The organism is Pseudomonas sp. WC2 (assembly GCF_050586545.1).
Classification (GTDB): Bacteria; Pseudomonadota; Gammaproteobacteria; order Pseudomonadales; family Pseudomonadaceae; genus Aquipseudomonas.
The window spans coordinates 266,633-290,873 of record NZ_JBOBDR010000006.1 but is presented as its reverse complement, the minus strand read 5'-3'; the positions used below and the strand labels follow the sequence as shown (position 1 = coordinate 290,873).

24 protein-coding genes, 1 pseudogene and 1 riboswitch are annotated in these 24,241 nt (G+C 60.6%); of the genes and pseudogenes, 19 read left to right on the top strand and 6 right to left on the bottom strand.

Going from position 1 to position 24,241, the window contains the following annotated elements; all coding sequences use genetic code 11:
- Positions 1-233: 233 nt before the first annotated feature.
- From ACQ4OE_RS10140 to ACQ4OE_RS10125, 4 genes are read left to right on the top strand one after another with little or no spacing between them, the layout of a single operon-like run.
- Positions 234-1,259 carry an ABC transporter substrate-binding protein gene (locus tag ACQ4OE_RS10140; protein ID WP_122594267.1) on the top strand — a complete coding sequence of 342 codons (1,026 nt, stop codon included), beginning with the start codon at positions 234-236 and terminating at the stop codon, positions 1,257-1,259.
- Positions 1,256-2,203, top strand: a complete 948-nt coding sequence (locus ACQ4OE_RS10135; protein WP_430946563.1) for an ABC transporter permease — start codon at positions 1,256-1,258, stop codon at positions 2,201-2,203. Before ACQ4OE_RS10140 ends, ACQ4OE_RS10135 begins: the two co-directional genes overlap by 4 nt.
- Positions 2,204-2,209: 6 nt before the next feature.
- On the top strand, positions 2,210-3,019 hold the full coding sequence (locus tag ACQ4OE_RS10130) for an ABC transporter permease (protein WP_430946557.1): 810 nt from the start codon (positions 2,210-2,212) through the stop codon (positions 3,017-3,019).
- Between the two features lie 16 nt (positions 3,020-3,035).
- Entirely contained in the window at positions 3,036-4,190 is a 1,155-nt protein-coding gene (locus ACQ4OE_RS10125) for an ABC transporter ATP-binding protein (RefSeq protein ID WP_430946556.1), read from the top strand.
- Between the two features lie 190 nt (positions 4,191-4,380).
- Here the strand turns inward: ACQ4OE_RS10125 and ACQ4OE_RS10120 are convergent, their stop codons facing one another.
- Positions 4,381-5,106, bottom strand: coding sequence for a transporter substrate-binding domain-containing protein (locus ACQ4OE_RS10120; protein ID WP_430946555.1), 726 nt, complete (start codon positions 5,104-5,106; stop codon positions 4,381-4,383).
- 82 nt (positions 5,107-5,188) lie between these two features.
- Complete coding sequence (locus ACQ4OE_RS10115) at positions 5,189-5,764, bottom strand: TetR/AcrR family transcriptional regulator (protein WP_008088096.1); 576 nt, start codon at positions 5,762-5,764, stop codon at positions 5,189-5,191.
- A gap of 148 nt (positions 5,765-5,912) precedes the next feature.
- On the opposite strand from ACQ4OE_RS10115, the gene ACQ4OE_RS10110 reads away from it, so the two are divergent.
- The gene (locus ACQ4OE_RS10110) at positions 5,913-6,710 is read left to right on the top strand and encodes a crotonase/enoyl-CoA hydratase family protein (RefSeq protein WP_095111468.1); all 798 of its coding nucleotides are present in this window, start codon (positions 5,913-5,915) and stop codon (positions 6,708-6,710) included.
- 31 nt (positions 6,711-6,741) lie between these two features.
- Positions 6,742-7,635: an alpha/beta hydrolase family protein gene (locus tag ACQ4OE_RS10105; protein WP_430946554.1), complete on the top strand. Its 894-nt coding sequence runs from the start codon at positions 6,742-6,744 to the stop codon at positions 7,633-7,635.
- 126 nt (positions 7,636-7,761) lie between these two features.
- On the opposite strand, the gene map is transcribed toward ACQ4OE_RS10105, so the two are convergent.
- The 3 genes from map to ACQ4OE_RS10090 form a co-directional block, all read right to left on the bottom strand.
- The gene (map, locus tag ACQ4OE_RS10100) at positions 7,762-8,553 is read right to left on the bottom strand and encodes a type I methionyl aminopeptidase (RefSeq protein ID WP_430946553.1); all 792 of its coding nucleotides are present in this window, start codon (positions 8,551-8,553) and stop codon (positions 7,762-7,764) included.
- Positions 8,550-8,777 (bottom strand): ParD-like family protein, encoded by a 228-nt coding sequence (locus ACQ4OE_RS10095; RefSeq protein WP_007918027.1) that lies wholly within the window; start codon positions 8,775-8,777, stop codon positions 8,550-8,552. The genes map and ACQ4OE_RS10095 overlap by 4 nt, the downstream gene beginning before the upstream one ends.
- 67 nt (positions 8,778-8,844) lie before the next feature.
- Positions 8,845-9,702: a LysR substrate-binding domain-containing protein gene (locus ACQ4OE_RS10090; RefSeq protein WP_430946552.1), complete on the bottom strand. Its 858-nt coding sequence runs from the start codon at positions 9,700-9,702 to the stop codon at positions 8,845-8,847.
- Positions 9,703-9,811: 109 nt separating this feature from the next.
- Here ACQ4OE_RS10090 and phnD point away from each other — a divergent pair, with 109 nt between their 5' ends.
- From phnD to ACQ4OE_RS10035, 11 genes and pseudogenes are all read left to right on the top strand, one after another.
- The gene (gene phnD, locus ACQ4OE_RS10085; RefSeq protein ID WP_430946551.1) at positions 9,812-10,678 is read left to right on the top strand and encodes a phosphonate ABC transporter substrate-binding protein; all 867 of its coding nucleotides are present in this window, start codon (positions 9,812-9,814) and stop codon (positions 10,676-10,678) included.
- A complete protein-coding gene (gene phnC, locus ACQ4OE_RS10080) occupies positions 10,675-11,466 on the top strand; it encodes a phosphonate ABC transporter ATP-binding protein (protein WP_430946550.1) in 792 nt (263 codons plus the stop codon). The genes phnD and phnC overlap by 4 nt, the downstream gene beginning before the upstream one ends.
- A 2-nt stretch (positions 11,467-11,468) precedes the next feature.
- Complete coding sequence (gene phnE / locus ACQ4OE_RS10075) at positions 11,469-12,287, top strand: phosphonate ABC transporter, permease protein PhnE (RefSeq protein ID WP_430946549.1); 819 nt, start codon at positions 11,469-11,471, stop codon at positions 12,285-12,287.
- A 110-nt stretch (positions 12,288-12,397) separates the two neighbouring features.
- On the top strand, positions 12,398-13,489 hold the full coding sequence (gene psrA, locus ACQ4OE_RS10070; RefSeq protein ID WP_430946548.1) for an iron-containing alcohol dehydrogenase PsrA: 1,092 nt from the start codon (positions 12,398-12,400) through the stop codon (positions 13,487-13,489).
- 131 nt (positions 13,490-13,620) lie between these two features.
- Positions 13,621-14,916, top strand: coding sequence for an MFS transporter (locus ACQ4OE_RS10065; protein WP_430946547.1), 1,296 nt, complete (start codon positions 13,621-13,623; stop codon positions 14,914-14,916).
- A gap of 10 nt (positions 14,917-14,926) precedes the next feature.
- On the top strand, positions 14,927-15,796 hold the full coding sequence (locus ACQ4OE_RS10060; protein WP_430946546.1) for a LysR substrate-binding domain-containing protein: 870 nt from the start codon (positions 14,927-14,929) through the stop codon (positions 15,794-15,796).
- A 72-nt stretch (positions 15,797-15,868) separates the two neighbouring features.
- The gene (phnX, locus tag ACQ4OE_RS10055) at positions 15,869-16,696 is read left to right on the top strand and encodes a phosphonoacetaldehyde hydrolase (RefSeq protein WP_430946545.1); all 828 of its coding nucleotides are present in this window, start codon (positions 15,869-15,871) and stop codon (positions 16,694-16,696) included.
- 236 nt (positions 16,697-16,932) lie between these two features.
- Positions 16,933-17,193 (top strand): annotated as a pseudogene (locus tag ACQ4OE_RS10050) (Ppx/GppA family phosphatase); the annotation flags it as partial.
- A 42-nt stretch (positions 17,194-17,235) separates the two neighbouring features.
- A riboswitch (cobalamin riboswitch) is annotated at positions 17,236-17,429 on the top strand.
- Positions 17,430-17,571: 142 nt separating this feature from the next.
- A complete protein-coding gene (locus ACQ4OE_RS10045; protein ID WP_430946544.1) occupies positions 17,572-18,585 on the top strand; it encodes an ABC transporter substrate-binding protein in 1,014 nt (337 codons plus the stop codon).
- Positions 18,582-19,598: a FecCD family ABC transporter permease gene (locus ACQ4OE_RS10040; RefSeq protein WP_430946543.1), complete on the top strand. Its 1,017-nt coding sequence runs from the start codon at positions 18,582-18,584 to the stop codon at positions 19,596-19,598. Before ACQ4OE_RS10045 ends, ACQ4OE_RS10040 begins: the two co-directional genes overlap by 4 nt.
- Positions 19,595-20,356, top strand: coding sequence for an ABC transporter ATP-binding protein (locus ACQ4OE_RS10035; RefSeq protein WP_430946542.1), 762 nt, complete (start codon positions 19,595-19,597; stop codon positions 20,354-20,356). The genes ACQ4OE_RS10040 and ACQ4OE_RS10035 overlap by 4 nt, the downstream gene beginning before the upstream one ends.
- Here the strand turns inward: ACQ4OE_RS10035 and ACQ4OE_RS10030 are convergent.
- Positions 20,298-20,849, bottom strand: coding sequence for a GNAT family N-acetyltransferase (locus ACQ4OE_RS10030; protein WP_430946541.1), 552 nt, complete (start codon positions 20,847-20,849; stop codon positions 20,298-20,300). The two genes, ACQ4OE_RS10035 and ACQ4OE_RS10030, sit on opposite strands and share 59 nt — an antisense overlap.
- A gap of 369 nt (positions 20,850-21,218) precedes the next feature.
- Between ACQ4OE_RS10030 and ACQ4OE_RS10025 the strand changes: the two genes are divergently transcribed.
- Together ACQ4OE_RS10025 and ACQ4OE_RS10020 are read left to right on the top strand one after the other, a co-directional pair.
- Entirely contained in the window at positions 21,219-22,595 is a 1,377-nt protein-coding gene (locus ACQ4OE_RS10025; RefSeq protein WP_122594247.1) for a pyridoxal-phosphate dependent enzyme, read from the top strand.
- Positions 22,592-23,764, top strand: coding sequence for a cystathionine gamma-synthase (locus tag ACQ4OE_RS10020; RefSeq protein ID WP_430946540.1), 1,173 nt, complete (start codon positions 22,592-22,594; stop codon positions 23,762-23,764). Before ACQ4OE_RS10025 ends, ACQ4OE_RS10020 begins: the two co-directional genes overlap by 4 nt.
- Positions 23,765-24,241: the final 477 nt, after the last annotated feature.

Sequence of the window (24,241 nt, the reverse complement as noted above, 5' to 3'; positions counted from 1 at the left end):
GTTTTCTCCTCCCTCTTTTTAACGATCCTCCCCGCTCCCACAGTGTTTCGCATTTCAAGCCACAAAAACCAGATTCGCCAGATAACCGGTAAGGCAAAGTGCTTGCACAAAGTTTGGAATACCATAATATGATATTCCATAGACCGGACACTCCAACGAACGTCCGGCTACTGCTCCCGATAGGCGGGCAACAACGCAAGCCCGCTCAAAAACACAACAATGAGGGCGTGAACATGGTGTTGAACAAAGCTGCAACCGCGATCTTTTTTGCGGGACTGCTCAGCGTCACCGGCCAGGCTGCAATGGCTGCCGAAAGCGTGAACTTCGTCAGCTGGGGCGGAAGCACCCAGGACGCGCAGAAACAGGCCTGGGCCGATCCGTTCAGCAAGGCCAGCGGCATCACCGTCGTGCAGGACGGCCCGACCGACTACGGCAAACTCAAAGCCATGGTCGAGAGCGGCAACGTGCAGTGGGACGTGGTCGATGTCGAAGCCGACTTCGCCCTGCGCGCAGCCGCTGAAGGCCTGCTCGAACCCCTCGATTTCAAAGTCATCCAGCGCGACAAGATCGACCCGCGTTTCGTCAGCGATTACGGCGTCGGCTCGTTCTTCTTCTCCTTCGTCCTTGGCTACAACGAGGGCAAACTCGGCGCCAACAAGCCGCAGGACTGGAGCGCCCTGTTCGACACCAAAACCTACCCCGGCAAACGCGCCCTCTATAAATGGCCAAGCCCTGGCGTGCTCGAACTGGCGCTGCTGGCCGATGGCGTAGCCGCCGACAAGCTCTACCCGCTGGATCTGGATCGCGCCTTCAAGAAACTCGACACCATCAAGAAAGACATCGTCTGGTGGGGCGGCGGCGCGCAGTCGCAGCAACTGCTGGCGTCCGGTGAAGCGAGCATGGGCCAGTTCTGGAACGGTCGCATTCACGCCCTGCAAGAAGACGGCGCGCCGGTCGGGGTGAGCTGGAAACAGAACCTGGTCATGGCCGATATTCTGGTCATTCCAAAAGGGTCGAAAAACAAGGACGCGGCGATGAAGTTTCTGGCCAATGCCAGCGGCGCCAAAGGCCAGGCCGACTTCTCCAACCTGACCGCCTACGCCCCGGTCAACCTCGACAGTGTGGAGCGTCTGGATTCGACGCTGGCCCCCAACCTGCCGACTGCCTACGCTAAGGATCAGATCACTCTTGATTTCGCGTACTGGGCCAAAAACGGCCAGGCCATCGCGACACGGTGGAACGAATGGCTGGTCAAATGAAAATGGCGGCCTCCGCGTCCCGTCCCTCCACTGCCACCGGGAGCGCCGCAAGCGCTGCCGGCTCGGCCCACGGAACACAGGCGGTTGCGATGCAGCAAACCCCGTCCCTCAGACAACGCTGGCGCGGCGCCGGCAACCTCGCACCGGCGCTGCTGTTCATCGGCCTGTTCTTTCTCGCGCCGTTGATTGGTCTGCTGTTGCGCGGCGTGCTTGAACCGACGCCAGGCCTTGGCAACTATGAACAACTGTTTGCCAACTCGGCGTATGCGCGGGTGCTGCTCAACACCTTTTCGGTGGCCGGGCTGGTGACGCTGTTCAGCCTGCTGCTGGGCTTTCCGCTGGCCTGGGCGATCACTCTGGTGCCGCGCGGCTGGGGTCGCTGGATTCTCAACATCGTGCTGTTGTCGATGTGGACCAGCCTGCTCGCCCGCACCTATTCGTGGCTGGTGCTGCTGCAAGCTTCGGGCGTGATCAACAAGGCCTTGATGGCGATGGGCATCATCGATCAGCCGCTGGAGATGGTGCACAACCTCACCGGCGTGGTGATCGGCATGAGCTACATCATGATCCCGTTCATTGTGCTGCCGTTGCAGGCGACCATGCAGGCCATCGACCCGATGATCCTGCAGGCCGGCTCGATCTGCGGCGCCAGTCCGTGGACCAACTTCTTCCGGGTGTTCCTGCCGCTGTGCCGGCCAGGTCTGGCGTCCGGCGGTTTGATGGTGTTCGTGATGTCGCTCGGTTACTACGTCACCCCGGCGCTGCTCGGCGGGGCGCAGAACATGATGCTGCCGGAGTTCATCATTCAGCAGGTGCAATCGTTCCTCAACTGGGGCCTGGCCAGTGCCGGCGCCGCGTTGCTGATCGCGATCACTCTGGTGCTGTTCTACTTCTACCTGAAGCTTCAGCCGGAATCCCCGGTTGGCGCCAGTAACGCGAGGTAAGCCGACATGCTCCTGACCCCCAATGCGATGAGCCGGCGCATGCGCTTCGGCCTCTACACCACCACCGGGCTGATCGGTCTGTTCCTGCTGTTGCCGATCGTGTTCATCGTGCTGCTGTCGTTCGGCTCATCCCAGTGGCTGGTGTTTCCACCACCGGGCTGGACGCTGAAATGGTACGGCCAGTTCTTCTCCAACCCTGACTGGATGAACGCCGCCGCGGCCAGCCTCAAGGTTGCTGTGCTGACGACAATCTTTGCGGTGGCCCTCGGTCTGCCGACTGCATTTGCGCTGGTGCGCGGGCGTTTCCCAGGCCGGGAAATGCTCTACGGTCTGTTCACCCTGCCGATGATCGTGCCGCTGGTGATCATCGCCGTGGCGGTGTACGCGCTGTTCCTCAAGCTCGGCTACACCGGGACGATGTTCGCCTTCGTCGTCAGCCATGTGATCGTCGCGCTGCCTTTCACCATCATCTCGATCATCAACTCGCTGAAGCTGTTCGATCAGTCGATTGAAGACGCGGCGGTGATCTGCGGCGCCTCGCGCCTGCAAGCGGTGTTCAAGGTGACGTTCCCGGCGATTCGCCCGGGCATGGTGGCCGGCGCCCTCTTCGCCTTTCTGGTTTCGTGGGACGAAGTGGTGCTCAGCGTGATGATGGCCAGCCCGACCTTGCAAACCCTTCCCGTGAAAATGTGGACCACCTTGCGCCAGGACCTGACGCCAGTGATCGCCGTCGCTTCGACGCTGCTGATCGGCTTGTCTGTTTTGGTCATGGTCATCGCCGCCGCGCTGCGCCGGCGCAACGAAATCAGCGCTTGAGCGCCAGGAGTACGACATGAGTGCCGTGATCAAAGACGCCTCCCAGCAGAATGACAAACCCCTGGTCAGCCTGCGCAACCTGAACAAGCACTACGGCGACTTTGCCGCTGTCGACAACATCTCGCTGGACATCAAGGACGGTGAATTTCTCACCTTCCTCGGTTCCAGCGGCTCGGGCAAAAGTACGACGCTGTCGATGCTCGCCGGGTTTGAAACACCGAGCAGCGGCGAGATCCTCGTCAACGGCGAATCGTTGGTAAATGTACCGCCGCACAAGCGCGACATCGGCATGGTGTTTCAGCGCTATTCGCTGTTCCCGCATCTGTCAGTGCGCGACAACATCGCCTTCCCGTTGGCGATTCGCAAACTGGCGACGGCTGAGCGCGAGAAGCGTGTCGATGCGATGCTGAAACTGGTGCAGCTTGAGCAGTTCGCCCATCGCCGCCCTTCGCAACTGTCTGGCGGTCAGCAGCAACGTGTCGCCATTGCCCGCGCCTTGGTTTATGAGCCACGCATTTTGCTGATGGACGAACCGCTCGGTGCGCTGGATAAAAAACTGCGCGAGGATTTGCAAGACGAACTGCGCCAACTGCATCGCCGTCTGGGCATCACCATTGTTTACGTGACCCACGACCAGGAAGAAGCCATGCGTTTGTCCCAGCGCATCGCGATTTTCAGTCACGGCAAGATTGTGGGATTGGGCAGCGGTTATGACCTTTATCAAAATCCGCCGAATGCGTTTGTCGCCTCGTTCCTCGGCAACTCGAACTTCCTCAAGCTCAAGGCGCAGGGCAATGCGGCGGCTTCGTTTGAAGGGCAGTCATTATCGATTCGCCTGACCGCTGGGTTGCACACCGATCAGGATGTGTTGCTGATGGTGCGGCCGGAAAAAGCGCAGGCGTTGAGCGTGGCACAGGCGATCAGCGAACCGTTGCCGTCGGGTTGGAATGAGGTTTCAGCGAAGGTTGTGGAAGTGCTGTTTCTCGGTGAGAGCCAGACGTGCAGCGTGGTCACCTCGGGCGGCACGTCGATGACGGTGAAAGCCTTGTCCGCCGCCGGCATGCCGCTCAAGGCTGGTGATCCGGTGCAAGTGCGCTGGGCCACCGCTGATGCCTGCGTCTACACCGAATGGACAGAAAGCGACCTCAACAAAGCCGCCGGTTCTCACTGAAATCCCTAAAACACCGCAAATCAACTGTGGGAGCGAGCTTGCTCGCGAAGGGGCCGTGTCAGTCACCAGCAATGTTGAATGGCACACCGCATTCGCGAGCAGGCTCGCTCCCACAAGGTCTGCCGTCATTTCAAGAATGTCCCCCTCAGGGCCACCCCAGCGTCGGGCTGCGGTGGCTCTTTTTTTGGTCTCAAGGCGCGACCGTCACATCGCCCTGCCCACTCTCGGCCAGCGCTGCCGCGACAAACCCCTCAGCCTTCTTGCGCTCGACAAACGCCCGCACATACGCCGCGCCGGCCCTGCGCCCACGGGGCACGGCCATGGCCTGGCGAATCGCCGTGAATGCACCGTCCAGCACGCGGTAACGCGCGTCGGCATCCGCGACTTTCTGCAAGGGTTGACGAACTCCGGCAGCGGCATCCAGGTGTTGCTCGATAAACAGGTCAACGGCACCCGCCGAGGTTTCGGCACGCTCCAATTGGGCGTGCTGCAGCGTGCGACTGAGGAACAGGTCGTAGGCTGCGCCTTTGCCAACGGCCAATCGCAATCCTGGCTGATCGAGATCCTCGACGTTGCGATACGGTGCCTGCGCCTCGACCAGATAAGTCCCCTCAATGATCACGTACGGTTCGCTGAACGCGATCTGCGCCTCACGCACCGGCTCGATCGCAAGAAACGCCAGGTTCCACACGCCCTCCTCCAGCGCCGCGAAAACCTTGCCCGCCGCCTCAAACGTGCGCATCTCCAGCGCGACACCCAACTCGGCAGCCAGCGCTATCGCCAAAGCCACCGAAACACCTTGCGGCGCACCATCTGCTCTGCGCTGCGCCAGCACCGGGTTACCGAAGTTGATGGCGGCATGCAGCACGCCGTCGGGCGCGAGATCGGCCATCACGGCCGGGGTGATTGCACTCATCGTGTTGCTCCCTGATTGGATAAGAAATCAGTGTGTGTCGTGACTGACAACTGTCGAGGACACAACACCCAGCGCGTAAGCCTTATGTCGGTGCCTGACAGGCACTCAAATGTTCCAGCGCCCGACGCGTCACCGCATCAATGTAAGCCGCGTCACCATAGACCCGCGCCAGCAGAATCGCCCCCTCGTAATCCGCCACCCATTGTCGAGCGGTCAGCAAGGCTTGTCCCTCATCGACCTGACCTTCCAGCAAATGCGCAAACGCCTTGGCCCATGCATCGAAAAAACCGCGAATCGGCTCCAGCAATTCACTTTTACCGTACGCCGCATCGACCGCCACCACGCCCATCAGGCAACCAATCGAGTCATCCTGAAACAGCCGCGCAGCCTTGCGGCCCATTTTGCTCAGGCGTTCTTGTGGCGTGAGTTTTTCGTCGAAGGCCACGGCAAACAAGGTCTGGTTGATGACCTGATGCGTCCAGTCGAGCACGTCACGCAGCAAGGCCTCCTTGTTCGGATAGTGGTGATAGAACGAAGCCTTGGTAAAGCCGCAAGCGGACGCAAGCACGTCCATGGTGGTGCCATGATAGCCAAGGCGCTTGAAGGTATTGGCGCACCGCAGAAGCAGCTCTTCACGGGGGATTTTCAACGGTCGCACGAGTATTTCCTGATCCGGATAACTGGCGGTGATTCTATGACATAAGCCTGCCCTTCTCAATTTGACGGTTACCAACTGTTCGTTTAGTTTCTGTTTACCAAACAAATGGTCAGTAACTGGCGACCAATAGAATTCAAGGAGAGCAGAGATGAACGAAGCCAACAGTGGCCCCGGCCGAGTCACCCGCGAACAACGCGGTCAGTTGTTTTTGATCGGTCTGGATCGCGCCGGCAAACGCAACGCATTCGACAGTGCAATGCTGACGGACCTGGCATTGGCCATCGGCGAGTATGAGCGCAATGACGAACTGCGCTGCGCCGTGCTGTTCGCCCATGGCGAGCACTTCACTGCGGGTCTGGACTTGATGGAACTGACGCCAAAACTGGTGTCAGGCGCCTTCAAGTATCCTGAAGAAGGCATCGACCCATGGGGCGTTTCCAAACCGCGCAGGCGTAAACCGGTGGTGGTTGCCATTGAAGGCATTTGCTGGACGGCGGGCATCGAATTGATGCTCAACGCCGACATCAGCATTGCCGCCACCAATGCCCGTTTCGCTCATCTGGAAGTGTTGCGCGGGATCTCACCCGCCGGCGGTTCCACCGTGCGCTTCACCCGCGCAGCGGGCTGGACCGCCGCCATGCGCTACATGCTCACGGGGGAAGAGTTCGATGCCACTGCCGCCCTGCACATGCGCCTGCTGACCGAAGTGGTCGCACCCGGCCAGACTCTGGCACGCGCCATCGAGTACGCCGAACGCATTGCCAAGGCTGCGCCTCTGGCGATTCAGGCGACGCTGCAATCGGCGTTTCTGGCGCAGGATCAGGGTGACGATGCGGCACTGTCGAAGCTTGATGAACAACTGCTGGCCCTGATCAAAACCGAGGATGTCCGCGAAGGCGTCATGGCGATGATGCAAAAGCGCGAACCGCAGTTCAAAGGTCGCTGAAGGCTTTGCTCAACTCACTCGGAACAATTTCATGAACACCATGGCCGCAGCCTTCACCGAATCGATCCAGAGACAGGACATCGCCCTCATTGCCCGCGATGGTTATCCGTTGTCAGCCAAGCGCTACAGCGCGCCGGGCGCGGTCAAAGGCAACCTGATCATGGCCGGCGCCACCGGGGTGCAACAGCGTTTTTATCGGCGCTTTGCCGAGCATGCGGCGCGCCAAGGCTTTCACGTGCTGACCCTCGATTACCGGGGCATCGGTGAATCGAAGCCGGCTTCCCTCAAAGGCTTTGAGATGTCTTATCTGGATTGGGCTTATCAGGATCTGGCGGCGGCAGTGGATCTGCTAAGCCAGGAAGCGTTGCCGTTGTATTGGGTCGGCCATTCGTTTGGTGGGCACGCGATTGGTCTGTTGCCCAATCACCCCGCCCTGACAGCTTGCTACACCCTGGGCAGTGGCGCGGGGTGGAGCGGCTGGATGTCCCGAACCGAGGCCTGGAAAATCCGTCTGATGTGGACGTTTGTGCTGCCGGTGATTGTCGCCCGCAAAGGCTACATGGCCTGGAGCATGCTGGGCATGGGCGATGATTTGCCGCTGGGCGTTTACAACGACTGGAAACGCTGGTGCAAATTCCCCCACTACTACTTCGACGACCCCCAGATGAGCCATCTGCATGCGCTCTACGCCGAGGTCACAACGCCATGCGTTTTCGCCACGTCGGTCGATGATCCGTGGGCGCCGCCGCGTTCGCGCGATGCGTTTGTCAAAGCCATGGTGAATGCGCCGCTGACATTGCTGGATCTGCAGCCGCCGGCGGGCAGCAAACCGTACGGGCACATGGGTTACTTCCGCGAAAGCGCACAGCCGTTGTGGGATGAGGTGCTCGATTGGCTGCAAAGCGTCCCTGCACACACCACATAACCGGTACGCATGCAGTCCAACTGTGGGAGCGAGCTTGCTCGCGAAAGCGCTGTGTCATTCAATGTTGATGTTGACTGACACGGCCTCTTCGCGAGCAAGCTCGCTCCCACAGGGGTTTTGTGGTGTTTAGGTGATCGGGGAATAGCCTTCGATGTCGTCGGGCCAGGCGGTGAGGATTTCGAAGCCCGTCTCCGTCACCGCCACCATATGCTCCCACTGCGCTGACAACGAGCCATCCTTGGTCAGCACCGTCCAGCCGTCCGGCATGTTCTTCACATGGCGCTTGCCGGCATTGAGCATCGGCTCCACGGTAAAAATCATCCCGGCCTTGAGCTTCATGCCTTGATCGGGAAAGCCGTAATGCAGAATCTGCGGCTCGTCGTGATAGACCTTGCCGATGCCGTGCCCGCAATACTCGCGCACGACGCTGAAGCCTTCCTTCTCCGCCAGGCTCTGGATCGCATGGCCGATATCGCCCAACGTCGCGCCCGGTTTCACCACCCGGATGCCCGCGCACATCGCTTCGTAAGTGGTCTTGATCAAGTGCTGCGCTTCAGGTGTTGCCTCCCCGACCACGTACATGCGGCTGGTATCACCGAACCAGCCGTCCTTGATCACGGCGATGTCGAGGTTGACGATGTCGCCATCTTTCAACGGCGTGCCCGACGGAATGCCGTGGCAAACCACATCGTTGACCGAGGCGCAGACGGTTTTCGGAAAACCGTGGTAGCCGACGTTGGCCGGCACCGCTTTCTGCACGTTGACGATGTAGTCGTTACACAGCCGATCCAGCTCATCGGTGGTCACGCCGGCCTTGACGTGCGGCACCAGCATCGCCAGCACTTCGGCGGCCAGTTTGCCGGCAGCGCGGGATTGGGCGATGTCGGCCGGGGTGTTGATCTTGACTTGATTTCTCATGCGCTGACGGCTTCCTGAGTCAGTTGTTGCAGATCCAGCCCACCGTTCTGTTCGGCGCGGATCAGCAAGCGGCAAATGGCGCTGTGGTCGAGGTTGGGGTGCAGTTCGGCGAGCATGCCGATGCGCATCCAGTGCTCGGCCTGCGCGTTGATCGAGCGGCTGAGCGCATTGCTGGAGATACGCAGGTTCTCGTGCATGTCCTCTGAAATCTTTACGATGCCCATATATGAATCCGATACGATGTGTATATGGATCGTATATTAGCCAAACCTCGCCAAAGATTGCAAACCCTCAGCCGAGTGCCGCATCGAAAAACGACGAAATGAGCCGACTGGAACGCCGTTCGGCCAAGCAATAAAGATACGTCTCGGTGAACAGTTCTTCGCCCTCGATTCTGATCGTGCGGATTTTCGGGTCGGCAATGAACTCCGCTTCCGACACCACACCCAGCCCCAACCCGCGCACCACCGCTTCACGCAACGCCTCACGACTGCCGATTTCCATGGCGATCCTCGGTTTCACCTGCGCCGCATTCAGCGCCTGCTCCAGCACCAGCCGCGTGGTCGAGCCGGGTTCGCGCTGCAGCAGCCGCTGCCCTTCCAATTCCTCCAGACGCACGCTGCCGCGATTGGCCAGCGGATGCTCATGGTGGGCAAACAAGATGATCGCGTGCCGCGCATAACGCACCGAACACAACGCCGGATCCTCCTGACGCCCGGCCAGCACGGCGATGTCGGTGACGTAATTCTCCAGATCCGATAACACTTGCGCCGAGTTACCGACGCGGATCGACACGTCGATATTCGGATGCTGTTGCAGATAACTGTCGACCATTTCGATCACATGAAACGGCCCCACCGCACCGACCTTGAGCTGGCCGCTGTCGAGCCGCCCGGAGTCGCGCAGCAGGTTGTGCGCTTCCAGTTCCAGCAAGGCCAGCCGTTGCGCGATGGGCAGCAATTGCCGCCCGACATCCGACAATTCAATCCGCCGCCCACGCCGATGAAACAGCTCGACATTGTGCTGACGCTCCAGACTTTGCACCTGCGTGGTCAGTGTCGGTTGACTGAGCCCCGACGCCCGCGCCCCGGCACTGAAACTGCCGTGGCGGGCGACGGCGAGAAAGGCCCGCAATTTGGCGCTCGACATCCATAGACTCCATCAATAGTTAGCTGCGGTTTCGCATATTGAATTGATTGAATGACTGTCACGTGACAGACCTAGCCTGTGGCAACTCCCAACCACACCGTGGAATGCCATGAAAACAATCAAACAGTTTCTGCGTGTCGCCAGCCTTGCCGTACTTGCCCTGAGTGCCAGTCAGGTGTGGGCCAAGGACAAACTGACCATTGGCTTGATCCCCTCGGAAGATTCCCAGGCGATGATCGAATCGAGCAAACAGGTGCTCGACGATCTGCAAGCCAAAATCGGCATGCCGGTGGTGCCGTTCGTGGCCACCGACTACAACGGCATCATCGAAGCGCTGCGCTCGGGCAAACTCGACGTCGCCTACCTCGGGCCGTTCTCCTACGTGCTGGCGACTTCGGTGGCGGACGTCGAAGCGTTCTCGGTGGCGGTGACCAAGAAGACCGGCCAGAGCGCTTACAAAAGCGTGATTCTGGCGCGCAAGGACAGCGGCATTCATTCGCTGGCCGACCTCAAGGGGCATACATTCGCATTCGTCGACCCAAGCTCGGCGTCCGGTCATTTGTTCCCGAAAGCAGGACTGGAGCAGGCCGGGTTTGTGCCGGACACCTTGTTCAAACGCGTGATTTTCTCCGGTTCCCACGACGCCAGCATCCTTGCGGTCGAGAACAAGAAAGTCGACGCCGCCGCTGTGGCTGACCGCATCTTCGCCAGCGCCGTGGCCAAAGGCGTGGTCAAGCAGGATGACTTCGAAATTGTCTGGAGTTCCAAGCCGATCCCCGAATCGCCGATGGTCTGGCGCAAGGCGCTCGATCCGGAACTGAAGAAGAAAGTCGCCGACGCATTGGCCTCGATCAAAGACGTGCCGTGGGGTGATCAGGGTGTGCTCAATGGCTTCCAGCCCACCACCGACGCGTCCTATGACGTGGTGCGCGAAACCGCCAAGGTGCTCGATCTCGATTTGCGGAGCATGAAATGATCAGCATCCGCCAACTGAGCAAACACTACGGCAGCAACCCGGTGTTGCGCGGCATCGACCTTGAAGTCGCTGCGGGTGAGTTCGTTGTGGTGCTCGGTCAGTCCGGCGCCGGCAAATCGACCTTGCTGCGTTGCATCAATCGCTTGGCGCAGGCCGACAGCGGCACGCTGAGCGTGGCCGGTATCGATGCCCGCACCTGCCCTGACACCAGCATTTTGCGCCGTGAAGTGGCGATGATTTTTCAGCACCACAACGTCGTGCCGCGCCTGAGTGTGTTGAAGAATGTACTGACCGGTCGTCTCGGGTCCGTCGGCACCCTCGCCTCGATTCTGCAACTGTTCCGGAGTGACGATGTGGCGCTGGCCATGCAATGCCTGGAACGCGTCGAGCTGGCACACAAGGCCGGTGAGCGCACCGATTCGTTGTCCGGCGGGCAGAAGCAGCGCGTCGGCATTGCCCGCGCGTTGGCGCAACGGCCAAAGGTGATTCTCGCCGATGAACCGATCGCCAGCCTCGACCCGAAAACGGCACGGCTAGTGTTGCAGTACTTGCGCGATGCCACCCGCGAACTGGGCATCACCGTGCTGTGCAATCTGCACCAAGTCGAATACGCCCGCGAGTTCGGCGACCGTGTGGTCGGCCTCGCCCATGGCAGTCTGGTGTTCGATGGCAAAGCGTCGAGCATGACCGAGGCCGATCTGGCGCGAATCTATCCGGGGCAATCCGCGGAACACTCCGCTGAAGTCCCGGCGCCCACCCTGACCTATCGCGCTGCCTCGAGGGCCTGAACATGCAATCGCAAAATTATCAGTGGGTCGGCGAGCGGCCCCGTGGCACACGCGGTTGGCTGACCACCGCCGGCATCGTCCTGATCGTGCTGTGGACATTGAACTGGAGCGCACAAGGCGCGCAGCTCAGCCTCGGGGAACTGGCGGCGGGATTGCCGCAGATTGGTGACTTTCTCTCGCGCACCTTTCCGCCGGATCTGAGCATTCTTCCGCGCTTGATCGCACCTGCGGTGGAAACCTTGCAGATCGCCATCTGGGGCACCCTGCTCGGCGTGTTGCTGGCGATTCCGCTGTCGTTTCTCGCGGCGCGCAATCTGAGCCGCAACCGTTGGCTGTTTCATACGACACGTCAGGCGCTGAATTTCACCCGTAGCATCAACGAACTGATCCTCGCGCTGATCTTTGTCTCGGCGGTTGGGCTCGGGCCGTTCCCCGGTGTATTGGCGCTGGCGCTGCATGGCCTGGGCATGCTCGGCAAGTTCTTCGCCGAGAGTATCGAAGAGATCGACCAAGGCCCGATTGAAGCGCTGCAAGCGACCGGGGCGCGACCGTTGCAGGTCATCGTTTTTGGCGTCCTGCCACAGGTTATCACGGCGTGGATTGCCGTGATTCTCTATCGCTTCGAGGTCAATCTGCGCTCGGCCACGGTGCTCGGCATGGTCGGCGCTGGTGGCTTGGGTTTCGAACTGGTGAGCAGTCTGAAGTTGTTCAAATATCAGGAAACCGCGACCTGCATCATCGTTATCACCTTCATGGTGATCGTCGCCGACGCCATCTCCAGTCGCCTGCGTGCGGCGATCCAGAGCGGTTCGGCGCGCTGACGTCGAGCGGCTATCGGCTGAGCCGATTCAAACCTGCGAATTATCGATTTGAGCCGTTGTCGACGGGCGCTGAGTATGGCGCCACACGACAACAACAATAAGGATTCATCATGACTGCCCGCTTCCAGAACCCCGTCGATACCCGTTTCGGCTGGGGCAGCCTGCAAGACCTCGCTGCCATTACCGACCAGCAGACCGTGGCCCTCGTCACCTTCCCTGAGGCCCGTGGGCTGGGGCTGGTCGATCGCCTGCAAGCGTTGCTCGGTGAGCGTCTGGTCTACGTGTTCGAAGACGTTCAGCCCAACCCGGACGTCGCTCACCTGCGCAGCACTTATGAGCAGTTCTGGCAGCAGGCCGGCGATTGCGATGTGGTGCTCGCGGTCGGTGGTGGCAGCGCCATCGACACCGCGAAAGCGTTGATCGTCGGCACCGAATCCGGGCATTTCGATGAACTGTTGGCGCTGCTCGCAAGCGGCAAACCCTTCACGCCGCCATGCTGCAAACAGCTGATCGCTGCGCCAACCACCGCCGGCACCGGTAGCGAAGTCACACCGTGGGCGACCATCTGGGACAGCGCCAGCCAGAAGAAATACTCGCTGCACCTGGATTGCACCTGGCCGCGTGTGGCGATCATCGACCCGCAGCTGATGCTGACCGTACCCGCCGGCGTCACCGTGTCCACCGGGCTAGACGCGCTCTCCCATGCGCTGGAGTCGATCTGGAACGTCAACGCCAATCCGGTTTCCGACACCTTCGCCATCTCGGCGATCGAAGACATTCTCGAGTGCCTGCCGAGCCTGCAAAAAGACTTGTCGAGCCAGGAACTGCGCACGCGCATGGCACTGGCGGCGCTCAAGGCCGGCCTGGCGTTTTCCAACACCAAAACCGCGCTGGCGCATTCCATTTCCTACGAGATGACCTTGCGCCATGGCCTGCCCCACGGCATTGCCTGCTCCTTCACCCTGCCGCTGGTGCTCGGTCTGGCGTGGGGGCATGACGCTACCCGCGACCGCGTCTTGCAGCGGGTGTTCGGTGAAGACCTGCCCAAGGCTCAGCAGCAGTTGCGCGAATTCCTTCATGCCTTGGGCGTGAAAACCGAGTTTGCCGACTATGGCGTCTCGGCCAAGGACGCCGAAGACATCATTCACTTGGCGATGCAGGGCGCACGCGGCAAGAACTTCATTGGTTGCCAAGCCGCCTGACGCCGCCCCACACCTGAACAACCCAAGCACAGCCGGCGGCGCAAAACGCTGCGGTGATTTCCTGTCGCACCAAAAAAGAGTGCACCCGCCGACGACACCCAGCGGGAACCCACAACAATAAGGAAAAGATCATGAATCGTGCCCAAACAATGCCTGGTCTCGCCGTACGCTCTGCCTCGTTCCGGGTCGCGCAGTGGCGCATGCTGCTGGCAGCGATGTTCTGTTACCTGTTTTTCTACACCGGGCGGCAGACCTTCGGTTTCGCCATTCCGGGGATTCAGGCTGAATTCGGCTTGAGCAAGGAAACCCTCGGCTGGGCCTCCGCCGCGATGCTTTGGGCTTATGCGATTGGTCAGGCGATCAACGGCAACCTCGCCGATAAGTTCGGTGGCCGGCGCATCATGACCCTCGGCGCAGTGCTGTCTTGCGCGGCGAACTGGGTGACCAGTTTTGCCGGCGGTTTCACCAGTCTGATCCTGCCGTGGGGCGTCAACGGATACTTCCAGGCCTTGGGCTGGGCGCCGGGCGGTCGGCTGATTGCCAATTGGTGGGCGGCGGGTGAACGCGGCAAGGTCTATGGCTTTTACACCTTCGCCGCCGGTTGCGCGTCGATTCTGTCGTACGTTACCTCCATCGTCGTGCTTGAAGTGCTGCAACTGGAATGGCGCTGGATCTTCCGTTTGCCGGTGCTGCTGATGCTGGCCGGCGGGATCATTTTCTATCTAGTCGCCCGTGAACGGCCGCAGGATCTGGGCTTCGAACCGGTAGGCGATACCGGCGTGGCCAACGCTGACGACAAACATCAGGAAGCCGCGCATGGCGAAGTCGAGACCTCGGCGCAACGCTATAAAGCCGTTCTGAAGAATCCGCGCCTGCTGATCGCCGCGCTGTCACTGGGCTTTCAGAACGCGGCGCGCTACGGCTTGATCGTCTGGGTGCCGGTGCACTTTCTCGGCGCCAACTGGAAAAGCGGCGACAGCATGGTCGATCCGAAATGGATCACCGTCGCCCTCCCCGTCGGCATGGCGGTTGGCGCGTTGAGCAATGGCTGGGTGTCGGACAAGCTGTTCGGCTCCAAGCGTTATCTGGCGATCATGCTCTACATGTTCCTTGGCGCCGCGACGAGTTTGTGGATGTGGAGCCTGCCGCCCCAGAGCGTGATCGGCCTGGTGGCGCTGTTCCTTTGCGGCTTCTTCGTCTACGGCCCGGCCTCGAGTTTCTGGGCGCTGTGCCCGGATCTGGTCGGTGCCAAACGCGCCGGCACCGCGACCGGGATCATGAATTTTTCCTCCTATCTGTTTGCCGGTCTGGCTGAGCCGATGATTGGTCGTTTGCTTGACACCACGGCAAACACGTCTCTCATCTTCATAGTGGTCACCAGTGCCTGCCTGTGCAGCGCGGCGGTGGCATTGTTCATCCGACGCTGACGGGGCTTGCATGTACCAGTATCACAAGTGGTTGCGTTCGTTTCATGCGGTGGCCAAGACCGGCAGTTTTACCCTCGCGGCGGAATACCTCAGCGTCGGCCAGCCGACCGTCAGCGAGCAGGTCAACGCGCTGGAAAAAACCTTCTCGGTCGAACTGTTCCATCGGCGCGGGCGCTACATCGAGATGAGCGCTGCCGGGCACAAACTCTACGCGATCACTCAAGGCCTGTTCGGCCAGGAAGATGAGGCTGTGCAACTGCTGCAGAGCTTCAAGCAACGTAAAAACGGCATGCTGCGCCTGGGTGCGGTGTCGCCGCCGATTGCGATGAACCTGACCTACGAGCTGATGCAGCGCCATCCGGACATCGAGTTGGAAACCTCGTTTTCCTCGGAAAAGGAAACCCTTGCGCGGTTGTTCAACTTCGATATCGACGTGGCGATTCTGGCGTTGTCGGAATTCGATGAGCGCTTCCACACGCGGCTATATCACCGCTATCCGATTATTGCCGTGGTGCGCGATGACCATCCGTGGGCCAGCCAGTCGCAGGTTCACATCAGCGAAATCAGCCGCGAGAAATGGGTGATGCGCGAGCAAAGTGCGCGCACCCGGCAACTGGTCGAAGAAAGCTGCAAGCGCCTCGACATCGAACTCAATCGCGTCATGCAACTGAACAGCCGCGAAGCCATCGTGCATGCGATCGTCAAAGGCATCGGCATCGGGTTTGTCTCGGCGGTCGAGTACGCCGAAACGCCCGGCACCACGCCGATCACTTTTGTCGATCACCCGTTCTTCATCGAATACCACCTGTGTTGTCTTGGCATCCGTCGCAACCGACCGGTGATTGCCGAACTGTTCGACTCAGCGCCGCCCATGAATTGATCACCCCTGACGCCCACCGCCGACCCCTGCCTTGAGGGACGGCCAACGCTTACCTGAAAACGGAGATTGACCATGCAGTACCAACAACCGACTCACCTGCAAGCCGCGATCCTTGACTGGGCCGGCACCGTTGTCGATTTCGGCTCATTTGCGCCGACGCAGATTTTCGTCGAAGCCTTTGCCGAGTTCGGCGTCGCGGTATCGCTGGAGGAAGCGCGCGGCCCGATGGGCATGGGCAAATGGGATCACATCCGCACGTTGTGCAACCTGCCGCAGATCGCCGAGCGTTATCGCGCCGCGTTTGATCGCTTGCCGAGTGACGACGATGTGACAGCGATCTACGAACGCTTCATGCCGTTGCAGATCGAGAAGATCGCCCTGCATTCGGCGGTGATTCCCGGTGCGTTCGAAGCGATTGCGGCGTTGCGCGACAAGGGTTTGAAGATTGGTTCGTGCTCCGGGTATCCGGCGGTGGTGATGGCCAAGGTTGTCGAGCTGGCGCGAGAGAATGGTTATGTCGCTGACCATGTCGTCGCCACCGATGAAGTGCCCAATGGCCGGCCGTATCCGGCGCAGTCGTTGGCCAACGTGATTGCCTTGGGCATCGATGATGTGGCCGCGTGCGTCAAGGTTGATGACACCTGGCCGGGGATTCTTGAAGGGCGTAGCGCGGGGATGTGGACGGTGGCGTTGACTTGCTCGGGGAATGCGCTCGGATTGACCTACGAACAGTTCAAAGCGTTGCCGTCGGATCGTCTCGCGGAAGAACGTGAGCGCATCGGCAAGATGTTCGCGCCATCGCGTCCGCATTACTTGATCGACACCATTGCCGAGCTGCCTGAAGTCATCGACGACATCAACGCACGCCTGGCGCGCGGCGAAACCCCGCAAGCCTGCTGACACCTGATCGTTCCCACGCTCTGCGTGGGAATGCAGCCCGTGACGCTCCGCGTCACTGGACGCGGAGCGTCCCTAGAGCCGTTCCCACGCGGAGCATGGGAACGATCAGCGGTCTCGCTCAAATCCCAGGCAAAAAAAAGCTGCCAAAACTGGCAGCAGAAACTTTAAGAACACGCGATGTATTGACCTCAGCATAGGCGCTGAATCATGACAGTGTCATGACAGTCACACCTTCGCTCAAGGCCAATCGGCTCAATGACTACGGCCAGGACGGCATTACCTACGGCGGACTGCTGCGCCTGTCGCTGCTTCTGCTGAAGGTGAGCAACGTCCAACAGCTCAAAATTGCCGGCCTGCAACCCTATCGCCAAAGCATTCTGCCCGCCGGCCTGGTGCTGATGCTGGCCGCCTTCAAAGTCTTCGGCATCGCGCAGATGGCGCCGTCTGAACCGGGCCTGCGCCTGGGCGTATTGCTCGGGTTGATGAACCGCCATTAATCCTCGTCCCGACAGATTCGTCTCCCCTTCAGCGGCCTGATCGACTACCATGCCGCCGCCGGTTTCCACACGGGATTAATAGGGAATCCGAAATGCTTGCACAGCATCAATCGGAACTGCCCCCGCAACTGTAGGTGCTGAGCCTGCTCCACGACTGCCACTGGGTGAATCCCGGGAAGGCCGGAGCGCGGCGATGACGCATCAGTCAGGAGACCTGCCGGCACAGTGACTGACTAACCGGCGGGGTGTCCGGGAAGGACATCGTGCCGCGCGTCTTTGATCAAATGCCGGCCTTGCGCAGGTTTCCCTGACCGCGTTCGAAGGTGTGTTTCCAATCCGTACCCCCCCGCCCCGTACGGAACCCTTGGAGACTGCCCCATGCTGCTGCCTCGCGTTGCTACCCTCATCACCGGTCTGAGTCTTTGCGCCTTGGCTCATGCGGCACCGACGGTCTATCCCCTGACGCTTGAGAACTGCGGCAGCACGCTGACTTTTCAGCACGCCCCAGCACGTACGGTGACCATCGGCCAGGCCGGCACGGAAATGCTCTACGCCATGGGTCTGGCGGATAAAGTCGTCGGCACTTCGCTGTGGTTCAACAATGTGCTGGATAAATACAAGGCGCAGAACGACAAGATCGAACGCCTGGCGGATAACGAACCGAGCTTCGAAGCAGTCATCGGCAAGCGCCCGGAACTGGTTGCCGTGGAGCTGGAATGGATGGTCGGTCCGCAAGGCGCGGTCGGCACTCGGGAGCAGTTTCATGAACTGAAAATCCCCACCTACCTGCTGCCCTCCGATTGCGAGGCCAAGGACAATCTGGTCGGTGCCGACGGCACGCGGCTGGCGCCCTTCAGCATCGACAGCATTTACAAAAGCGTGAGCCAACTGGCGCAAATCTTCGATGTGCAGGATCGCGGTCAACAGCTCAATGGCCAGCTCAAGGCCAGCCTCGCCAAATCCATCGCCACCGCCCAAGGCAAACAGTTGAAGGACGCCAGCGCATTGGTCTGGTTCTCCAGCGCCGAAATGGACATCGAGCCATTTGTGGCCGGGCACAAAGGCATTCCCGATTTCATGCTCAGCACCCTCGGCGTGCGCAACGTTGTGAAGTCCGACGAAGAATGGCCGACCGTGGGCTGGGAAACCATTGCCAAGGCCAACCCGACCTTTCTGGTGATCGCGCGCATGGATCGCCGCCGCTTCCCCGCTGACGACTATGAAAAGAAACTCGCGTTCCTGCGCAGCGACCCGGTGACACGCAACATGGACGCGGTGAAAAACAACCGCATCATCATTCTTGATGCCATGGCGATGCAGGCCAGCCTGCGCATGTTCGATGGTCTGGAACAACTGGCCACGGCCATCAACGGCTATGACCTGTCGAAATGACTCAGCGATTGATCCGAGTACTGCTGGCGTTGGCGATCCTCTCGGTGGCACTGATCGCCGGCGTGGCCATTGGTGAAACCTCGATTGAACCGAGCATCGTCCTGCAAGTGCTGGCCAACAAACTGTGGGGCGCCGGACATGTGCTCGACCCCATCGACGAAGGCATTGTCTGGAACTATCGCCTGACCCGCGCGCTGGTCGCCGCGGCCTGCGGCGCCGGGCTCGCAACGTGCGGAGTGATTTTGCAGTCGCTGCTGCGCAACCCGCTGGCCGACCCGTATCTTCTGGGGATCTCCGCGGGCGCCTCGACCGGGGCGGTGATGGTCGCGTTGCTCGGCGTCGGCGCTGGCGTTATCTCGCTGTCGGTCGGCGCCTTCGCCGGCGCCGTGATGGCGTTCGTGCTGGTGATTCTGCTGGCGCGGGTCAGTGGTTCGGCCAGCGGCACCGGGCAAATCATTCTCGCCGGCATCGCCGGTTCGCAGCTGTTCAACGCATTGACCGCATTTCTGATCACCCGCTCGGCCAGCTCCGAACAGGCGCGCGGGATCATGTTCTGGCTGCTCGGCAATCTCGGCGGCGTGCGTTGGCCGTCGGTGTGGCTGGCGGTGCCGGCGGCTTTGTTGGGGCTGGCGGTGTGTCTGTGGCATCGGCGCGCACTGGATGCGTTTACCTTTGGTGCGGATTCGGCGGCATCGCTGGGCATTGCAGTGCGGCGCGTGCAGATTCTGCTGATCGGTTGCGCGGCGCTGGTGACGGCGGTGATGGTGTCGATTGTCGGCTCGATCGGCTTTGTCGGTCTGGTGATTCCCCACGCCGCGCGCCTGTTGCTCGGCACCGGCCATGGCCGACTGTTGCCGGCCAGTGCCTTGGGTGGAGCGGTGTTTCTGATTGCCGCGGACGTGTTGTCGCGCACGTTGATCAAGGGTCAAGTGATTCCGGTCGGGGTGATCACGGCGCTGGTCGGCGCGCCAGTATTTGCCTTGATTCTGGTTGGCCGCAGGTCCGCGCGATGAACAGCGTCCTGAGTTGTAGCGGATTGAGCTTCAAGGTGCGCGGCGCCGAACTGCTCAACGGCGTCAGGCTTGAGGTCCGGCGTGGCGAAACCCTCGGCATTGTCGGACCGAATGGCTCGGGCAAATCGACGCTGCTGAAACTGCTCGCCGGGCTGCGCGAACCGAGCGCTGGCGAGGTGCTTATTGACGGTCAGCGTCTGGGTAAAATGCCCCGCCGACGCATTGCGCAAACCCTCGCGGTGGTCGAGCAACAGGCCGACACCGACGACGGCATCCGCGTGTTCGACGCCGTGGCGCTGGGGCGCACACCGTGGCTGTCGGCGCTGCAACCGTGGTCAGCGGCGGACGATGCCATCGTCGAGCAGGCGCTGATCGATGTGGACGCCCTGCACCTGCGCAATCGTCTCTGGCGCAGTTTGTCCGGCGGTGAACGCCAGCGCGTTCACATTGCTCGGGCACTGGCTCAGCGACCGCAGATGCTGTTGTTGGACGAGCCCGCCAATCACCTCGACATTCAGCATCAATTGAGCATTCTCAACGTGGTGCGAACGCTGCCGGTGACCACGCTGATCGCCTTGCATGATCTCAATCAGGCGCTCAACTGTGATCGACTGGCGGTGCTGGAGCGCGGGCGACTGGTTGCTCTGGGCAAGCCGCTGGAGGTGCTGACGCCTGCGCGACTACAAGATACTTTCGGGGTCAGGGCGCATTACCTGACGGACCCGTTTGATGGCGCGCAGATCCTGCGTTTTCATTGATGCTCTTGTGCATGTGCGTGGTCTGCCACACCGGGTCAGAGTCGACATCAGTAATCGAGAAGCCCTGCCGCTGCCAAAACGCGATGGCACCCGGCAAGAATGGATGCGTGTGTAAATAGACCACCTCGACACCGTCGGCGCGCGCGTACTCTTCGAGTGATCGATACAACGCACCAGCCAACCCCGAACGCCGCTGCGATGGCAGGACGAACAGACGCACGACTTCCACCACTTTGCGGTCGGGATAGCCAAGGTGCGGGAAGCGTCGGTCATAGGGCAGATAGCCGATCGAGGCAACGATCTGTCCGTCATGACGAGCAATCAGAAAACGCCCCTGCCCGTGGAGATAAACCTCGGCAAAACGCGCCAGATCGTCAGGCGTGCCCGCAGCGCTGAGCTTAGGGAAAAGTTCGGCACGGGCCTTGAGAGCGAAATCCAATACCTCAGCAATATCTGCCTCGGACACGGCCTTAATGGTCGGTTGATGAGTCATGAAACGGCAAACACCTTGATTGCGGCTGACCACCTTAACAACGGCTCCCTATGGGATGCCAACAATCTCGGCACACCGCTATCGCCAGCACTACCAACCTTACCTTCGGTCCCGTTTTCGCTGCAGGAAATCTCTCCACAGATCAAGCCATTGCCATCGCCGAAGACGCCCTTTGGATACTCAATGGCGCCTCGATATAAACGCATACAAACCGAGCCCTGCACGCCTCCGATTTCGTTCTATCGTTAGATCGAATTGGCTGTATTTCGAACGGACTAATGGTTGCGACAGAGGGTGTCTGAGCCTATGTTGCACGCGAGTCTTTTCCCCGCGAATGGAACGCGATCAACACCACAAAGAGGTGAAGAAATGTCAAAGGAATCACGCCCTGCCGTGCTTGGGCTGATAGGCAACACTCCGCTGGTTCAGGTGACCCGTTTCGATACCGGGCCATGTACGCTGTTTCTCAAACTGGAATCGCAAAACCCCGGCGGTTCGATCAAGGACCGCATCGGTCTGGCGATGATCGACGCCGCTGAGCGCGATGGTCGCTTGCAACCGGGTGGCACGATTGTCGAAGCCACCGCCGGCAACACCGGTCTGGGGCTGGCACTGGTTGGCCGCGCCAAAGGTTATCGCGTGGTGCTGGTGGTGCCGGACAAAATGTCCACCGAGAAAGTTCTGCACTTGAAGGCCATGGGCGCCGAAGTGCACATCACCCGCTCCGACGTCGGCAAGGGTCATCCCGAGTATTACCAGGACGTCGCCGCCCGTTTGGCGAAAGACATTCCCGGCGCATTCTTCGCCGATCAGTTCAACAACCCCGCCAACCCGCTAGCCCACGAATGCAGCACCGCGCCGGAGATCTGGGCGCAGACCGAGCATGATCTGGATGCAATCGTTGTCGGTGTCGGCTCTGCCGGCACGCTGACCGGTTTGAGCCGCTTCTTCAAACGCGTGCAACCGGATCTGGAAATGGTCTTGGCCGACCCAGTCGGCTCGGTCATGGCGCAATACAGCCGTGACGGCACGATGCCGACGCCCGGTTCATGGGCGGTGGAAGGCATCGGCGAAGATTTCATTCCGTCGATCACCGACCTCTCCAGCGTACGCCACGCCTACTCGATCAGCGATGAAGAGAGCTTCGATCACGCTCGCCAGTTGCTCAAGGCCGAAGGCATTCTTGGCGGCTCGTCGACCGGCACCCTGCTCGCCGCAGCACTGCGTTATTGCCGCGAGCAGACCGAGCCGAAACGCGTGGTGAGTTTCGTCTGCGACACCGGCACGCGCTATCTGTCGAAGGTCTACAACGACCAGTGGATGACCGATCAAGGCCTGCTGCAACGCAAGGGTTATGGTGACCTGCGCGACTTGATCGCCCGTCGTTTCGAAGACGGTCGCGTGATCAGCGTCGGCCCCGACGACACCCTGCTGACCGCGTTCCAGCGCATGCGTCTGGCGGATGTTTCGCAGCTGCCAGTGCTGGTGGAAGGCAAGCAACTGGTCGGGGTGATCGACGAGTCGGACATCCTGCTGCCGGTGCACGAAGATGCGTCGCGCTTCAGCCAATCGGTGTCCAGCGTGATGACCGACAAACTGCAAACCCTCGCCCCCGGTGCCAGCCTGTCTGAACTGGAATCGGTGCTCAACCGTGGCCTCGTCGCAATCGTTGCCGACGCGTCTGGCTTCCACGGCCTGATCACCCGCACCGACATGCTCAACCAATTACGGAGATCCCTTGCATGAGTCAACACGACGATAAATCCCAAGGCTTCGCGACCCGGGTGATCCACGCCGGGCAGACGCCGGACCCGACCACTGGCGCGCTGATGCCGCCGATCTACGCCAACTCCACCTACCTGCAAGATAGCCCCGGCGTGCACAAAGGCTTCGATTACGGGCGCTCGCACAACCCGACGCGTTTTGCCCTGGAACGTTGCGTGGCGGATCTGGAAGGCGGCACCCGCGCATTCGCCTTCGCCTCCGGGCTGGCGGCGATTTCGACGGTGCTGGAATTGCTCGATGCAGGCTCGCACATTGTCTCCGGCAATGATTTGTATGGCGGCACCTTCCGTTTGTTCGACAAGGTGCGTCAGCGCAGTGCCGGGCACCGCTTCAGCTTTGTCGATCTGACCGATCTGTCGGCGTTCGAGGCGTCGCTGCAGGACGACACGCGCATGGTTATGGTCGAAACCCCGACCAACCCGCTGTTGAGCCTGTCGGATCTGGCCGCCATCGCGCGGATTTGCCGTGCACGCGGCATTATCTGCGTGGCCGACAACACCTTCGCCAGCCCGTATATCCAGCGGCCGCTGGAGCTGGGCTTCGACATCGTGCTGCACTCGACCACCAAATACCTGAACGGCCACTCCGATGTGATCGGCGGTATCGCCGTGGTCGGGCAGAACGAAGAACTGGCGGAAAAACTCGGTTTCCTGCAGAACGCGGTAGGCGCGATCAGCGGGCCGTTCGATGCGTTTCTGACGTTGCGCGGGGTGAAAACCCTGGCGCTGCGCATGGAACGTCATTGCAGCAACGCGCTGGATCTGGCGCAGTGGCTGGAGCAGCAGCCGCAGATCAAACGCGTCTACTATCCAGGCCTTGAGTCACACCCGCAGCATGAGTTGGCCAAGCGCCAGATGCGTGGTTTTGGCGGGATGATTTCCGTCGATCTGAACAGCGATCTGGCCGGCGCGCGGCGTTTTCTCGAGAACGTAAAGATCTTCGCCCTCGCGGAAAGTCTGGGCGGCGTGGAAAGCCTGATCGAGCATCCGGCGATCATGACCCACGCGACCATTCCTGCCGAGACTCGCGCAAAACTGGGCATCGGTGATGGTCTGGTGCGTCTCTCGGTGGGTGTTGAAGACATCGAAGACCTGCGCGCCGATCTGGCGCAGGCGCTGCAATCGATCTGACCTGGCAAGAACGACAAAGCCCGCACGAAGCGGGCTTTGGTGTTCGAGTAGGCGGCCAGTGCTGGTCTCTGGCTTACAAGGTTTATCGGGCTTCCCACAGTACCGGGCCAATTTAAAAGGTGGTGCCTCGGCTGCTTCACACGGCATAAGGGCTGGATCTCAGCGCGGAGATCTTTCTAACCGTGTACCTTTCGGAGCGCGCCCCACGCCCCCTTGCTATCCGATTGCGCATCAGTCTGCGTCTTCGCCTACACCTTTGAGCCTAGCAAAGCCTCGCCGCCACGCTTGTCTATTTTTAGACTGAATTCAACTTTGCCGGCCGGGTGAAGGAAAAGAAACGCCTAACGCCCGTCGATCCCCCCGCCCTACCGCGTCCGCGCAGCGATCTATACTGGATCAGTTCGATACTGTTTACGTCGACACCCGTGCGCCTGACGGTGCGCCCGTGCCTTTCGCCAACCAGACTGACCCGAGCCG